Annotated in this window: 7 protein-coding genes and 7 pseudogenes; 6 read left to right on the plus strand and 8 right to left on the minus strand. The window is 69.9% G+C overall.

Annotation, left to right across the window (positions count from 1 at the left end):
- Positions 1–143: 143 nt before the first annotated feature.
- Positions 144–950: pseudogene (locus ACIRDU_RS35620) on the plus strand (IS5 family transposase).
- A 100-nt stretch (positions 951–1,050) separates the two neighbouring features.
- Here the strand turns inward: ACIRDU_RS35620 and ACIRDU_RS35625 are convergent.
- The 4 genes and pseudogenes from ACIRDU_RS35625 to ACIRDU_RS35640 all read right to left on the minus strand — a co-directional run.
- A pseudogene (locus ACIRDU_RS35625) lies at positions 1,051–1,395 on the minus strand (transposase); the annotation flags it as partial.
- A gap of 173 nt (positions 1,396–1,568) precedes the next feature.
- A complete protein-coding gene (locus ACIRDU_RS35630) occupies positions 1,569–1,781 on the minus strand; it encodes a transposase (protein ID WP_403587725.1) in 213 nt (70 codons plus the stop codon).
- Between the two features lie 1,273 nt (positions 1,782–3,054).
- Positions 3,055–6,246 carry a S8 family peptidase gene (locus tag ACIRDU_RS35635; protein ID WP_403587728.1) on the minus strand — a complete coding sequence of 1,064 codons (3,192 nt, stop codon included), beginning with the start codon at positions 6,244–6,246 and terminating at the stop codon, positions 3,055–3,057.
- A gap of 328 nt (positions 6,247–6,574) precedes the next feature.
- Positions 6,575–7,137 (minus strand): annotated as a pseudogene (locus tag ACIRDU_RS35640) (IS5 family transposase); the annotation flags it as partial.
- Between the two features lie 142 nt (positions 7,138–7,279).
- Here ACIRDU_RS35640 and ACIRDU_RS35645 point away from each other — a divergent pair.
- The 5 genes and pseudogenes from ACIRDU_RS35645 to ACIRDU_RS35665 form a co-directional block, all read left to right on the plus strand.
- Positions 7,280–8,214 (plus strand): annotated as a pseudogene (locus ACIRDU_RS35645) (transposase); the annotation flags it as partial.
- Between the two features lie 335 nt (positions 8,215–8,549).
- Positions 8,550–9,335, plus strand: a complete 786-nt coding sequence (locus ACIRDU_RS35650; protein ID WP_403587731.1) for a JmjC domain-containing protein — start codon at positions 8,550–8,552, stop codon at positions 9,333–9,335.
- Between the two features lie 652 nt (positions 9,336–9,987).
- Positions 9,988–10,257: pseudogene (locus tag ACIRDU_RS35655) on the plus strand (hypothetical protein); the annotation flags it as partial.
- 22 nt (positions 10,258–10,279) lie between these two features.
- Positions 10,280–10,474: pseudogene (locus ACIRDU_RS35660) on the plus strand (DUF6207 family protein); the annotation flags it as partial.
- On the plus strand, positions 10,395–10,685 hold the full coding sequence (locus ACIRDU_RS35665; protein ID WP_403587917.1) for a DUF6207 family protein: 291 nt from the start codon (positions 10,395–10,397) through the stop codon (positions 10,683–10,685). The pseudogene ACIRDU_RS35660 and the gene ACIRDU_RS35665, both read left to right, overlap by 80 nt.
- A 266-nt stretch (positions 10,686–10,951) precedes the next feature.
- Here the strand turns inward: ACIRDU_RS35665 and ACIRDU_RS35670 are convergent, their stop codons facing one another.
- The 4 genes and pseudogenes from ACIRDU_RS35670 to ACIRDU_RS35685 all read right to left on the minus strand — a co-directional run bounded on the left by ACIRDU_RS35670 (position 10,952) and on the right by ACIRDU_RS35685 (position 15,027).
- Entirely contained in the window at positions 10,952–11,539 is a 588-nt protein-coding gene (locus ACIRDU_RS35670) for a TetR/AcrR family transcriptional regulator (protein WP_403587734.1), read from the minus strand.
- Positions 11,540–12,003: 464 nt separating this feature from the next.
- Positions 12,004–13,407: an aldehyde dehydrogenase family protein gene (locus ACIRDU_RS35675; protein WP_403587737.1), complete on the minus strand. Its 1,404-nt coding sequence runs from the start codon at positions 13,405–13,407 to the stop codon at positions 12,004–12,006.
- Between the two features lies 1 nt (position 13,408).
- A pseudogene (locus ACIRDU_RS35680) lies at positions 13,409–14,350 on the minus strand (carbohydrate kinase family protein).
- Positions 14,347–15,027, minus strand: a complete 681-nt coding sequence (locus ACIRDU_RS35685) for a class II aldolase/adducin family protein (RefSeq protein WP_403587740.1) — start codon at positions 15,025–15,027, stop codon at positions 14,347–14,349. Before ACIRDU_RS35685 ends, ACIRDU_RS35680 begins: the two are co-directional and overlap by 4 nt.

The following is a 15,027-nucleotide window of genomic DNA, read 5'->3' on the forward strand; positions in this document are numbered from 1 at the left end:
GCCCTGACCCGTCCGGCGGATCAGGGCCTCGCTTCTTCACTCTCCTTCACTCATTCCTCTGTCGCTACCCCTTACTGATCGTTTCAGAATGAAGTTCGTTGTGAGGCTTGGCGGTTGGGTGTTCTGTCGGCAGGATCTGTTGGGTGTCTGCTGATCTTGTGCCTGATGACCTGTGGGAACGTGTGGCCCCGCTGTTGCCTGCTCGTCCGTCTCGGCGGCACCGGTATCCCGGGCGGTTGCCGGCGGATGACCGGGACGCGCTGCGGGGGATCGTTTACGTGCTGTGCAAGAGCGTGAGCTGGCGGGATGTTCCGGCTGAACAGGTTGGCTGCAGCGGTGTGACGGCCTGGAGGCGTCTGCGGGACTGGACCGAGGCTGGTGTCTGGCCGCAGCTGCACGAGGTGCTGCTGGCCGAGCTGAGGGCCGCGGGCCTGCTGGACATGGACGACGCGGCCATCGACGCCTCCCATGTCAGGGTCTAAAGGGGGGCTCACACCGGACCTTCGCCGGTCGACCGGGCACGTCCGGGCAGCAAGCACCACCTGATCAGCGATCGCCACGGAACCCCCTTGGCTATCTCGCTGACCAGCGGAAACCGTCACGACGTCACCCAGCTGATGCCATTGCTGGACGCGATACCGCGCATCCGCGGGGTCCGCGGGCGCCCGAGGCACCGGCCGGGCCGGCTGTTCGCGGACCGCGGCTACGACTACGACAAGTACCGCCGCCTCCTGCGGGCCCGCGGCATCACACCGAAGATCGCCCGCAAGGGCACGACCCATGGCTCCGGTCTGGGCAGGACCCGCTGGGTCGTCGAGCGAACCTTCGCCTGGCTCCACCAGTTCAAGCGCCTCCGGATCCGTTACGAGATACGTGCCGACCTCCACCTCGGCCTGCTTCAACTCGCTTGCAGCATCACCTGCTTGAGACGACTCCGAACCTCATTCTGAAACGATCAGTTAGAGGTCCTAACCAAAGGCGTCGGACGTGAAGGTAGGTGATCAGGCAGGTGGCGAGGCCGAGGAATGCTTCGTGGATGTCGTCGCGTCGTTACCAGCGGATGCGTAGGCGGCGGAAGCCGTGGAGCCAGGCGATCGTGCGCTCGACGACGTAGCGGAAGATGCCCAGGCCGGTACCGTGAGGCTCGCCTCTCTTCGCGATCACGGGACGGATTCCGCGCCGCCAGAGCAGGCGGCGGTACTTGTCGTGGTCGTAGCCGCGGTCGGCCAGCAGCGCGTCGGGGCGTCGTCGGGGTCTGCCGACCTGGCCAGCGACGGCGGGATCTTGTCGAGCAGCGGCTCGAGTGGGGTTGACGTCGTTGCGGTTGCCGCCGGTCAGCGACACCGCGAGCGGGATGCCCTGTCCGTCGACGATGAGTAGTGCTTGCTGCACGGCCGTGCGCGGTCGACCGGGCTGGGCCCGCTTTTGGGCCCCCTCGGGCGGCCCGCACGTGCGAGGAGTCGATTACCGCCCGGCCCCAGTCCAGCTGGTTCTTCGACCGCAGCTCGTTCAGCAGCAGCGTGGAGCTGGTCCCAGACGCCGGCCTCGTTCCAGGCCGCAAGGCGCCGTCAGCAGGTCATGCCCCAGCCGAAGCCGAGCTCCTGGGGCAGGTACTCCCACTGGATGCCGGTGTGCAGGACGAAGAGGATCCCGGACAGGGCCTGCCGGTCCGGCACCCGCGGTCTGCCCGCGGCCTTCGGGCCCGGGTTCGGTATCAACGGCTCGATCAACGACCACAGCTCGTCCGACACGATCCACGGCCGCGACTGACGGTTTCCCATACCCAGACGTACGAGCAGAGAGGCCGGCAGTCTCATGATCAGCAGCTTTTGTTGGAGCCAGTCAGAGCGGCAGATGGCCAACCGGATGGCGCTGACGGGCATCTACGCTCGGTCATCCCGGCCGGAGTGTGCGAAGGTCACGGTCACCTGTTCGTGGACCTCCTGCGGCGGTCAGGATCGGATTCCCCGTCGAGTGGACCTGCGCCGCCGCGGAATCCGCTGCACCCTTTCAAACGAGCTGATCCGGTGCGTAATCGCAGCACGGGGCTTCCACGGCGGACGGCGCGATGCGACAAGCTTGCGGTCCGCATGAGGCGACCATCCTTATGGATGCCGAACAGCATTGCGCTGTTGCAGAGGCCATGACCCGGGCAGCCCATGATCACAGCCATTCGTTGCGCCGTATTTCGACCCGGCCGCCTACCGGGGATGCCCTGCGGTCGAGTGCGGGGTCAACCGCCTCAAGAGGTATCGCGCCGGCGCCAGTGAAGGCGCGTTTCAGCTTGTTTCCCGCGCTGGGACGGCTGTTCACCGTGGACGATGAGCCCGGCCTCCGGGCCGCCGCAGCGACCGGCGTAGGCGGCGAAGCGGTCGGCGGTCGGGAAGGTGCTGCCGTCGCCGACCTCATCAGGATCCTGGCTCCGGTATTACGCCGACTCCCGGCATCGACGTCAGGACCTTCGAAAGAGGGTGGGCACCGGGAGTTTCTCGATTCGCCCGGCCGTCACTGTCTGCTCGTCCAGGGGCGGCGAGGATGTCCTCGATCAACGGCTCGCCCCGCCTGAGCGCTTTCGGCAGCAGAAGGACGATCAGTAGCTGACGGCCTGCCCTGCGGATCTGGCCGGTGCCCCCGAACCGCTCCGGCAACGTCAGGGCGGGCAAGTGCTCAGGCGAGGCCGCAGGACCCGTTCCAGCGAGGTGGATCAGCGTGGGCAGGCGGTGCAGCCTGATCGCGACCCAGATGGCTCCGCCGGCCAGGTCGTCGTCGGGCGATCATCTCCAACTCGGCGATCGTCTCGGCCTCCCCGTCGATCACCGAAAGCGTGTGGGTCACGTGTGGGCCGCGTTCGCGACGATGAACGCCTGAGGAAGCGGGTTGCGTCATCGATGCGGACGACAATCCCCGGCTCCGGGTCTGCGCGGAATCCGTGCACTCCCCTCTATGGCAACTTGCATCAACCGCGACCTCGCCCGCTGGGGGTCTGCCTGACACGCGGAGGCGGACAGGAGTCGGCCCGTCGATCGGGAACCGGCGGGCCGAGGCGAACGTGAGTCAGCGCAGGAGGTAGGCACGGTCGATGGTCTGCCGCACCGTGTTCCCTTGTGTGTCGGTCAGGTGGACCTGCAGGGACACCGAGCCGGAGCCTCGCGGGTGGTGCAGGACCAGCCGCCCGTCGCCGGCCTGCGTCACCGGCCGCCAGGTGCCGGCCTCGTCATACGAGACCTCGAACTTCAGGGACTGCACACCGCCCGACGCCGCCGCGCCCTGAAGGGCGTACGGGACCTCGAAGCGGGTGCCGGCAGCGGCGGTACCGTCCGGCGCCAGCTGTGGGGAGAAGCGGACGGCGGACAGGGGCAGGCGGCTCTCCTGGTCGTCGGGCACGTGCGCGGAGCGGAAGGTCCACTCGGCGGTGACGCGCGTGCTGAGGGGAGAAGTCGCGAGGGGGCGGGACACCTCGGTGGTCAGGCGGTAGGCGCGCTCGTCCTCGGGCAGGACCAGGGCGTCGGAAGTGGTCAGGGGACGGTCGGAGGTGAAGATGTCCTCGCCGTCCGCCGTGAGGGAAGTGCGGGCTTTGGCGTAGGCCGACTGGCCGGAGTGGCCGGCGCCGTCACCGAACAGTGGCAGGTTGGCGCGGAGGGTGTTGCCCTTCCTGACCGCTCCGGTCCGCAGGTGCCGGGGCACGTCCTCGCTGATCAGGACCGGACCGAACACGCCGAAGTTCATCCGCAGCTGGTGGCGGTCACGGGTGAAGGTCATGGGAGCCGTCATCAGAGTGGCGTCCCAGACAAGTTCGCCACCGTCCCCGCCGGGCGTGTACTGGTGGAAGTCGTACTCCCATCGCACGTCGCTGCCGCGCAGCAGATACTCCGTCCGTCGCGCTGGCAACGCCGTCTCGGGAGTCTGGACGCCCGTCCAGCCCAGGCCGTTTAGCGTCCACGGCCCGGCGACCAAAACGGCCGTACGCCCCGCGGCGGGTGCTCCCGCGGTTACCGTGACCTCGGAGAGCTGCGAGCGGCGCACCTGCTCGTTGAGCCCGCTGAAGGACCAAGCCGGACGGTTCCAGGCCAGGCGGTAGGTGGCGGAAGGGCTGCTGAAGACCTCCGCGATCAGCAGGGGAGCCTCATTGAGCGGTACCGCCGGTCCTGTCCCGGCGAATCGGTACTGTGCCGAATCCGGGGGCAGGCGGTAGGAGCTGCCGTATCCGAAGGGGCCGTTCACCTCGTACAACACGTGCCGCTCGATGCTCACGGCCCGTGAGTCCGGGGTGGTGATGTCGATCGGTCCAGCGGTCCTCGCGTCCATCACCACGGTCGCGTCCGCCGTGAGTTCGAAGCGGGGGCGGAACAGCACGGCGGCACCCCCCTTGCCCTCGGCGTCCGCGTACATGGTGCCTTCCAGCGCGTAACGGCCGCGCGGCAGCCGGATGGTGACCTCGCCGTCCGCGTCGCCGACGGTCCGCCAGACGGAACCGGTTGCCGCCTCCGTCCCTTTGACTGCCGTGTGGGCGATGCCGGTGGGTGCGCCCCCGTTGTCCAGGTGGCGGATCGTCAGGTCGTACGACTCGACCTCGCGCTCCGTGCCGAGCGCGGTGCGGGCGACCGGTTTGCCGTCGGCGGTGGCGAGCAGAGCGCCGCCGAACGTCCCGTCGCTGTCCCCGGCCTTGGTGTCCGCGGTCACCGTGGCGGTCGCGGTGCCACCGGCGGGGACGACGAGGCGTGCGGGCGTGACCTTGAACATGCCTTCGGAGACGGGCTTCCCGTCCATGCCAGAGGCCTGTGCGGAGAGGTCGAGTGTGACGGACTGCCCGCCCGAGTTGCGGTAGGTGACCTCCCTGTTGATCAGTGGGTCGTCGCGGTGCGGCCATCGCTGGACGCCAAAGTCGAGGGCGGCGGGGGAAGTTGTGACGCGCTGTTCCACAGCAGCCGCCACGTCGATCCGGCCGCTGCCCTGGAGGTAGGCGGAGTGGCCGGGGGCGGGCTTCGCTGACGCGGTGAGCGTCGCCTTCAGGCGTTCGCCGTCCCATTGCGGGTGGCGCTGGGCGAGGATGGCGGCGGCTCCCGCCACATGGGGGGTGGCCATCGAGGTGCCTGACATCGACACGTAGCCGTCACCGGCAGGATCGCCTTCTCCGCCTTCGGCCGCGCCGGCCGCCACGATGCCCGTGCCCGGAGCGGTCACGTCGGGTTTCAGGCCGCCGCTCGCGGTGGGGCCCTGGCTGGAGAAGGGAGCCAGGGTGTCGGCGCGGTCCACGGCGCCCACGGTCAGCGCCGCCGGCGCGCTGCCCGGTGAACCGATGGTGCGCGCTCCGAACTCGCCGTCGTTGCCCGCCGCGATCACGAACAGTGTTCCCGTCTTCGCCGAGAGCGTCTGGACGGCTTCCTCCATGGGGTCGGTGCCTTCGGTGTCCTCGCCGCCGAGACTGAGATTGACCACCTCGGCGCCCTGGTCGACGGCCCACTGCATGCCGGCGATGATGCCCGACTCGGTGCCCGATCCGTCCTCGCCGAGCACTTTGGCGTTCAGCAGGCGCGCCCCGGGGGCCACACCCCGGTGCTTACCCGCCGATGCGGCACCGGAGCCGGCCACAGTGGATGCGACATGGGTACCGTGACCGTGACGGTCCACCGCGTCCCGGTCGTCGGAGAAGTTCCGCTCGCCCGCGATCCGGCCCTTCAAGTCCGGGTGACCGGAGTCGATCCCGGTGTCGAGCACGGCGACGGTGACTCCCGTGCCGTCGTACCCGTCCTTCCACGCGGCAGGTGCGCCGATCTGCGGCACGCTGCGGTCCAGCACGGCGCGCCGCTTCCCGTCCAGCCATATTCGCTGTACGCCGGGCGCGGTCCGGCGTGCCGTGTCCGCCGACTGGTCCGTGAAAGTCTCCCAGACAGCGGTGGCACCTGACTTGCGCACACTGACAGCGGCACCGTTGACGGCCGGCAGCCGGCGTTCGACCGTGGCGGCACGCGCCATTTCCTCACTCGGAGGGGCCTCGCCCTTGCTGTAGGTCACGATCAGCGGCAGGTCGGACCGGTGGCGGTCGCCAAGGCCCATGTCGGCCAGGCCGGTGACGTCGAACAGCCGGGCGTCGATGTGCCGGCGGGCCAGCAGCAGTTCGGCGTCGAAGGGTATGACGTGCACATGGCCGTCGACGCGCTGGGTTTTGAACGCCACCTTCTCGCGGCCTTCGGCGGGCTCGACCGTCACTCGGTGGCGGTTGTCGAGGGTGACGCGGTCACCGGTCACCAGGGTGACGGTCCGCAGGGTGCCGGTGCTGTCTGTTCGGGGAGCCGGGTCCGCATGTGCCGGTGGGTTAGGTCCTGCGAGTAGAGCTGCGGGCAGGCTCACCGTCAGTGCCGCCAGCGCGGCTGTTCTCATTCTTCTGCGCACGGGGAAGCAGCCTCCTTCGAGGGGATCGGACGGAGCCGTCAGGGCGCTTACCGTTCCGGACCGCTTCCGGTGGTTCGGCGCGAGGCCGGCGGTGCGCGTGTCGGCGCACCGCCCGGGTATTTCCTCCGTCACCGTGGACTGTCCGCTCGGTCGACGCCCCTTCCCGTGATCCGCGTCACTGCGAACGGCGGCCGCCCGGCGCGCGAGGCTCGATGCGGGCCATGACGTGCTCGCACTGGGTGCAGTCGTTGACGTTGTCGGCGGTGATCGTGGTCGCCAGGGGCGGCCCTGTCCGTCGCCGGCGAGGTGGATCTTCGTGGTCAGCCCGCCGCGGGACCGGCCGAGCGCCTCACCCGGCCAACCCCCCCCTTTTCGCGCCCCGGCCGCGTGCTGGTGAGCCCGCACGGTCGTGGAATCCACGCACACGACCGTCCAGTCGACTGCGCCGACAGCATTGGAGTGCTGCTGGACGTGGGCCAGGAGCCGCTCCCAGGTGCCGTCGGCCGACCAGCGACGGAAGCGTTCGTAGACCGTCTTCCACGGCCCATAAGGCTCGAGCGGGTCCAGCCAGGCCACACCAGTGGACAGCTTCCACAGGATGCCGTTGACCACCTGACGGCGGTCCCGCACCGGACGGCCCATCCGCGGCGGAGCCAGCAACGACTCGATCACCGCCCACGACTCATCAGTCAACTCATGACGACGCACCACGAACCGACCAACGCCCCGACCGCTTTGCGGACACAACCTAGCTTGATCTTTAACCTGGGATCTCGAACGGCGTCTCGTACTTGATCACTCGGGTTGGTAACTGCCGTATGCGCAAGCGGCCTTCGGCTGACCATGTGCTCGACCAAGGAACGCACACACCCAGCACGAAGGCCGTGGGATGAGTCTGTTGCACCCTGCTGTCCGGCAGGAACCGTTCGCGGAACTGTCACGCTTCCCGGGCGAGTTCTATGCCTGCCTGACCAAACGTTCGGATGCGCTGTTCGAGCTGGCCGACGCGGTGCTGTGTGCGGATGGCCCGGTCCGCTCGCTGGTGGAGTTGTCGCTGGTGGGCGAGCACCGCCGTGGACACGGCGGGCTGTATGACGCCTTGGCCGCGGGGCGGTGGACATCGCCCGGCTGCGACGGGCACTCCTCGCTCGGGCTGGGCACGCTGGAGCGCGCGCGCCAGGCCGGTCTTCCGGGCGACTGGCCACGGTGGCGCTGCCGCGGGCGGCGGACGGCCGGCTGGTGCTGGCCGCCGACATCACCTGCTGGCTGCGCCCCGACGCCCACACCTCACCGCAGCGGATCCTGTGCCACACCTACGGGCGCGGCAAGGACCAGCACATCTCCGTCCCCGGCTGGCGCTACTCGGTGATCTGCGCGCTGGAGACAGGCCGCAGTTCCTGGACCGCGCCGCTGGACGCCCTGCGTCTGGCGCCAGGTGACGCCGCCACCGTGACCGCCCGGCAGATGCGCGAGCTCATCGAGCGGCTGATCGAGGCCGGGCAGTGGAAGGACGACGACCCGGACATCCTCATCGTGGTGGACGTCGGATACGACGTGCCCCGCCTGGCCCGCCTGCTCAACGACTTGCCGGTGCAGGTGCTGGGCCGGATGCGCTCGGACCGGGTCCTGCACCGGGCGGCCCCGCCCCGCGAGCCGGGCACCCGGGGCCGTCCGCCTCGCCACGGCGGCGAGTTCGTCTTCGGCGACCCGGCCACCTGGAACACTCCCGATGCGGCGACGGTGACCGAGACCCGTCTGTACGGCACCGCAGCCGCCAGGGCCTGGGACCGGCTCCACCCCAGGCTGACCCACCGCTCTGCGTGGGTCTAACGTCGTCCTGGCAGGCAAAGAGGAGCACCTGCTCGACAACCGCCTCCAGGCGCTCGCCGACGACGTGAAGGGCATCGCCGTCGCGGTCTGGGTGAACACCCTGCCCCGGCTACAGCGCGGTGAGCCCTGGTCCGAGATCGGCGTCGACGACCCGGCGCCGCCAGCGCTACCCCGAGCCGCCCGGCCGCTGACGGCGCGCGACGCCGGGCACGCCCCCGCACGAAGGTCGGCTGCCCGACGTCCGGCCCGGTGGGCGGAACGGGCACCGAAGACCCGGCTACGCCGGCAAGAGCGACGGCAACGACTGACGGATCGGGAGCCCTGACGCGATGACGCGCCTGTCCATCGCGGCGTGCCTGGGCGAGGACTTCCTCGCCCAGGCACTGCACCGCGAACACCGCCACGTACCCGGTGCCCTCGATGTCGCCGGGCTGATGTCCTGGGACGACCTCAACCAGATCTTGGCCGGCCACCGCATGGAGCCGCCGCGCAGGCGGCTGTCCCGCGACGGCGAGACGCTGCTGGTCGGTGGCTACACCACGCCGGTGGCCACCCGCCGGCACACGGTGTGGCACCGCCTCCATTCGGCCGAACTGCACGCCCGGCTGAAGGAGGGCGCCTCCCTCGCCCTGGACAGCGTCGACGAACTCCACCCGCCGATCGCCCGCCTCTGCGAAGCGATCGAGCGTGAGCTGCACACGCGCGTCCAGGCGAACCTCTACGCCTCATGGAGCGCCACCGAGGGGTTCGGCATCCACTGGGACGACCACGACACGGTCATCGTCCAGCTGGATGGCGTGAAGCACTGGCGGATCTACGGCACCACCCGCCCCTACCCGCTGTACCGCGACATCGAGGACCCAGGCGAGGCGCCCACCGAGCCGGTCGCCGACCTGATCCTGTGGCCGGGCGACGTCCTGTACGTGCCGCGCGGCGTGTGGCACACGGTCTCCGCCGACCAGGGCACCCGCTCCCTGCACGTCACCTGCGGCCTGCAGACCCACACCGAGACCGACCTGATGACGTGGGTGTCCGAGCAACCGTTCACCCACGAGGACTCAAGCCGATGTGGCGCACCCGCTGGTCTGCTCCCGATCCTCAGTGGGGCGACGTGACGCACCCGCCGGTCCTGCTCGTTTTCAACCAGGTCGGCAAGCGGCCCGCGCTGAAGCAGATGAAGAACGCAGCCGAACTCACCCGGGAGCACTGGCAGGGCCAGTGGGCCGAAGGCGGCTTCCGCATCTACAACCAGAAGATGCCGATCGTGGCGACCACGCTGGAGCTGCTGCGCGAGCACGGCCCGGCCGGTCCCGCGTTCTGGCGCTTCGGCCGCGAGGGCCGACAGAACCTATGGGAGGCGATCGGCAATCCCCGCCGGGACGCCGCCCTCGCCCGCCGTGCTGAAGAGCGGCGGCGCCGCCAAGCGCAGGAAGCAGCCGAACGCGAGGCTCAGCGCCCGGTGTGCACGGACTGCGGACAGAAGTTCACCGACGACCGGTGGAAGGCCAGCATCGCGGTCGACTGGGGTCGCGGGGGCAGCCACTCACACCTGTGCGGCGACTGCAAGACCCGGGCGCTCGAAGCGGAGCGGCAAGCCGAAGGGGCTGAACACGAGCGCCAGGAGCAGGAGCGCCCGGAGGAGGCGCAGGCCTCGAAGGCTGGCGGCTGGCTCGGACGCTGGTGCAGCTGCCCCCGGCAGCGCGGGGGCTTGCCCAGGACCACCTGGGCAAGCCCCCGTTGTCGGTGGCGGCTGCAAGGCTGGAGGGCATGGACAGCGACGATGAGCAGCTGCTGCGCGGCCGGATCTACGGAGCCGACCACGACCACCCGGGCCCGAAGCCGGGACGCAGCTACGCCGAACTGGTCGGCGGACCGCTGGACGGACTGCTGCTCGACATCACCGGCTGGAGGCCGGAGGAGATCGACGACGGTGTCTCCCTCCTCACCGAGCTCGGGCAGTTCGGCCCCGGCGGGCGAGCTTTGTACGATCCGCGCCCCGGCGACCCGGCCCGCTGGGACTGGGCAGGCGACAGCCCCTGCCCCCCCGCCACTCGGGCGGGTGAAGACACCACAGCGGCGGAACCCGCTCGGCAGTCCAGGCGTAGTGCCGTGCATGGATCCCATCAACGAGGCACATGTGAGCGAGTCCGGCCTCCTGGTCATCGACGTCGCGGCTGCCGACGACGCCACCGCCCGCGCTCACCTTCCAGCAGCTACTCGCCGAACGGTGGGCAACAGCGACAGCAGAGCGGACGACGCGGGATGCAGGGGAGCCCGGCGTACGGCTGCGCTGCTACTGGATTTGCGCCAGGAGCTCACCGTCGCCGACCAGCCGGCCCGGCCATGGGGTCGATCACGGCCCGGCCCTGATTCATGAAAGGTGCGGCCTTCTCCATCACGACCTCCGGCTGGACCAGGACGGCCTCGAGGGTGCGCTGTGTTCCCCAGCCTGCCGAGAAGGTTGATGGGCGGCGCGGACGCTTCGGGGATCGGGCGCGCTCAGCCGGTTGCGCGTCGGCGGGACCGCCGCGCCCGGCCGTCGTCAGCGCGGCGGTGACGTCACGCGGCCGGGGACGTGTGCGTACGCCGCACACGGCCCCCGGCCGCGGGGGATGTCGGCGGGGGAGAGGTCGGGGCGGGCATGGTGCAGGCGTGCGGCGTGGCGCCGCCGGCCGGAGGCGTCGCGAGCGACGTCGACGCCGACTTCCACCACCAACCCCGGGGGGTCACCTCAGGCCATGGCCAGGAGGGCCGAGATCAAGGCCCTGAGGCAGACTCGTTCGGCCTCTTCGTCGGGCAGTGCGAGGTGCTGCATCGTCAGTCCGTCGAAGCCCGCGAGGAAGAACCTCGCGATCGTCTCGGCGGGCTGGGCGAGCTGGTGGCCGGTGCGCTCGGCGGTCTCGCTGATCAGCTTTGCCGTCACCGCCAGGACCTGGGTGTAGTGGCTGTGCAGTGCCTCCTTCAGGTGCGGCGTGCGCAGGGCGAGCATGTTGAGTTCGGTCAGCAGTTGATGGGCCTCGGGCTGTTCGATGACCGTGCGCCAGTACGCTTCGGCGAGGGTGACGACGGTTTCCTCGAAGCTCGCGTCCGTGGGTGCGGCCCGCTCCACCTGGGCGACCAGGTTGTCGGTGACCTGCTCCATGACGGCCCGGTAGAGGTCTTCCTTCGTGCCGAAGGTGTAGTGCACGGTCGCCTGTGCCACACCCAGCTCGGCGGCGATGGCGCGGGTGCTGCCGGCGGCGACGCCTTCCCTGGTCATCAGGTCGATGGCGGCCTTGATCAGCTGGGGGCGGCGCTCCGCCGCGGATACGTGAGCCATGGCTCCACCTTACGCGACTCAGTCTTGTGATCAGGTCACTCGACAATATGCAGCCGCCTCCTGGGGTCGGCGCCCCGGAAACGCGCCCTCCTGGCCGCCGCGGGCACCGTGCTCGGGGTCTGCGCACTCGTCCCCCTGTGCCTTGCCTGCGCCGGACGCCTGCGACCGGGGGCGGCCGAAGCGGTCCTGGCCCGTAGCAACGTCTGCAACTACACGGGTGTGCTCGCCGGGCGGGGCCGCCAGCAAAATCCACGGGTCCACGGGTCCACCGGCCACTTCCGACTCGCCTACGCGATACCCGCCGCGCTCGTCCTCGCGCTCCTGGCGACCGCACGGTCCTTCAACCACCGGTTCACATCGCAGAGCGCGGTCAGCCGCTGCCTGGCTTTCCCGTAGGAACGGTGATGCCCTCGGGCGATGCTCCAAAAGCGGCCGTCGTCTTGGTGCAGCGGGTCCCGCGCGTGTCACAGCAGCAGGCGCAGTAGTCGTTCTTTCCAGGTGGTGAAGGGTGGGTAGGCGAGCCGGAGCAGGTCGGGGAAGAGTGGTTTGTTCAGGACGGCCTTGGTGTGGCTGAAGGTGTCGATGGAGTGTTCGCCGTGGTAGCGGCCGAAGCCGCTTTCGCCGATGCCGCCGAAGGGCAGGCTGGGGACGGTCAGATGGGCGTTGGGGACGTCGAAGGCCAGGGCGCCGGAGGAGGTCTGCGTGGTCAGGCGGTGCTTGCTGTGGGAGGAGGCGGTGAAGGCGTAGAGGGCCAGGGGCTTGTCGCGTTCGGTGATGAAGGAGATGGCGGTGTCCAGGTCGGGGACGGCGACGATGGGCAGGACGGGTCCGAAGATCTCCTCGTTCATCACCGGGGCGCAGGGGTCGACGTCGGCGAGGACGGTGGGGGCGATGTAGCGGCTGTCGCGGTCGTGGTCTCCGCCGGCGACTGTGCGTCCGTCCTTGAGGAAGGCGACGAGCCGGTCGAAGTGGCGGGTGTTGACGATCCGGCCGTAGTCGGGGCTGGTGGCCGGGTCGTCGCCGTACATCTCGCGGATGGCTGAGGCCAGGTGTGGTTCGAGGGCGCCGGCCGTCTCGCCCACGGCGAGGACGTAGTCCGGTGCGACGCAGGTCTGGCCGGTGTTCATGAATTTGCCCCAGACGATGCGGCGGGCGGCTGTGGCCAGGTCGGTGCCGGGTTCCACCACGGCGGGGCTCTTGCCGCCCAGTTCCAGGGTCAGCGGGGTGAGGTGGCGTGCGGCGGCGGTCATGACGATCCGGCCGACGGTGCCGTTTCCGGTGTAGAAGATGTGGTCGAAACGCTGTTCCAGCAGGGCCGTGGTCTCGGGGACGCCGCCCTCGACCACGGCCACCGCCTGCGCATCGAGGTGGAGCGGCAGCAGTCGGGCTAGGGCCGCGGAGGTGGCGGGGGCGAGTTCGCTGGGCTTGATGGCGGCGCAGTTGCCCGCGGCCAGTGCGCCGACCAGGGGCGCCAGTGCCAACTGCACCGGGTAGTTCCACGGGCTGATGATCAAAACGGTGCCCAAGGGCTCCCGAACCAGCCGGGCGCGGGCGGGCGCGAGCGCGAGCGGAACACCGGTCCGACGCGGACGCGTCCACGCGTTCAGGTGGGCGAGCGTGTGGTCGATCTCGTTGACGGTGAACCCGATCTCGGTGGTGAACGCCTCCGTCGGACTCTTCCCGAGATCGGTTTTGAGAGCCTCTCCCAGCTCCGGTGCGTGGTCTGTCAACAGGCTTCGCAAAGCGCGCAGTTGGGCGCGACGCCAGGCCACGGGCCGCGTGCGGCCGGAGTCGAAGACGGCACGCAGTCGGGACACGGTGGCCGCGGCTTCAGTGCCGGGCGTCTGGGTGGTGTCGATGCCGTCCATGTCAGCGGCATTCAAGGATGGCGGCCGTGGTGGCGAAGGCGTCGGCGGTGACGAGGTCGAAGTCGCCGTGGTCGCTGCCGAGTCCCTGTGCCACCAGCGCGGCGGCGGCGCAGCCGAGCACGCCGCACTCCCGTAGTCCGCGTCCCAGGCCGAGTCCGCGCAGGAAGCCGGCCGAGAAGGCGTCGCCGCAGCCGGTGGTGTCCACCACGTCGACCGCGAAGGCCGGGATCTCGATCACGTCGTCCTTCGTGACCACCAGCGCACCGCGTGCTCCCCTGGTGACTGCGACGCAGCCGACCCCTTCCGCGAGGAATCTGCGCGCACCGTCCTCCAGCGTTGCTGCGCCGGTGAGGCCGAGCACCTGGTCCTCGTTGGGCAGCAGGTAGTCCAGCTACGGCAGCGCGAGCGCGATCCAGTCGAACAAGCCGCTGTCGCCGCAGACGAGCAGGTCGGCGGAGGTGACCACACCCGCGGCCCGTGCGCGAGCGAGAATCTTCGCCGCATCCTCACCGCCCATCAGTTCGGGTGCGCCCATGTGCAGATGGGTGGCCCCGGCAATCTCCGTGTGGGGGGCGTCGTCCGGCCCGTAGGCGATGTTCGCGCCGAGGACGTGGAAAGCGGGGCGGCTGCCGTCGGGTCGGATGGGCAGCACCGAGGCCGAGGTCTGGGTGTCGTCGCGGCGCAGGACGAGAGAGGTGTCCACGCCGTGGCCGGCCAGCATGCTCAGCAGCAGGTCGCCGATCGGGTCGGTGCCCACCGCGCCTGCGGTGCGCACAGCCGCTCCCAGCTTGGCCAGTATCAACGCGGTACCGGCAGCCGTGCCCGCCGGGCCGAACCGGATCTGGTCCACCAGGGCCGCGCCCTGGCCTTCGGGAATGCCCTCGACGGGTCGGACCTGCACGTCGAACACGTGGGCACCGAGAGCAATGACTGTCTGGCTCATCGGGTGCTGTCCTCTCCTCTGGGACGGGTGGTGCCGTAGCCGCGCCGCAACGCCGCGGTGACGACGGCCGTCTGCTGGTTGTCATCCAGGACCCGCGGTGTACCGATCTGGGCGGCACGCAGGTAAAGCCCGCACAGCCACTCCAGTAGCAGCGCGTTCTCCATGGCCTGGGCGAGTGTCGGCCCGAACGCGACGGCGCCGTGGTTGGCCATCAACGCCGCCGACCTGCCGTCGAGCGCCGCCAGGACATGCTCGGCCAGCTCCGGGGTGCCGAAGACGCCGAACGGCGCCACACGTACGGAACCACCGAGCAGCAACTGCTGGTAGTGGACGCACGGAAGTTCGTCGAGCACCAGGGACAGTGCGGTGGCCTGGGGCGAGTGAGTGTGCACCACCGCGCCGGGACTGTACCGCTGGTAGATCCCCAGGTGCAGCTCCAGTTCGGAGGTCGCGTCCAGGTCCCCGGCGAGCATCCCGCCGTCCGAACCGACCACCGTCACCTGTTCAGGCGTGCACTTTCCCAGGACCGTGCCGGTCGCGGTGATCGCGATCCGATCGCCGTCGCGCACGCTCACATTACCGGCCGTGCCGATCAACAGTCCCTCGGTGGCAAGGCGATGGCACGCCACCGCCACAGCGCCACGCTGTTCTTCGACAGACTCACGCGTCGCCGACAT

Origin of the sequence: Streptomyces sp. NPDC093598, from assembly GCF_044764825.1 — a bacterium.
Lineage (GTDB): Bacteria > Actinomycetota > Actinomycetes > Streptomycetales > Streptomycetaceae > Streptomyces.

Excerpts from the sequence above, each read along its gene's own strand:
- ACIRDU_RS35630 (WP_403587725.1), bottom strand. The coding sequence starts at position 1,781 with ATGGGAAACCGTCAGTCGCGGCCGTGGATCGTGTCGGACGAGCTGTGG.
- ACIRDU_RS35650 (WP_403587731.1), top strand. The coding sequence starts at position 8,550 with ATGACGCGCCTGTCCATCGCGGCGTGCCTGGGCGAGGACTTCCTCGCC.
- ACIRDU_RS35670 (WP_403587734.1), bottom strand. The coding sequence starts at position 11,539 with ATGGCTCACGTATCCGCGGCGGAGCGCCGCCCCCAGCTGATCAAGGCC.
- ACIRDU_RS35675 (WP_403587737.1), bottom strand. The coding sequence starts at position 13,407 with ATGGACGGCATCGACACCACCCAGACGCCCGGCACTGAAGCCGCGGCC.
- ACIRDU_RS35685 (WP_403587740.1), bottom strand. The coding sequence starts at position 15,027 with ATGTCGGCGACGCGTGAGTCTGTCGAAGAACAGCGTGGCGCTGTGGCG.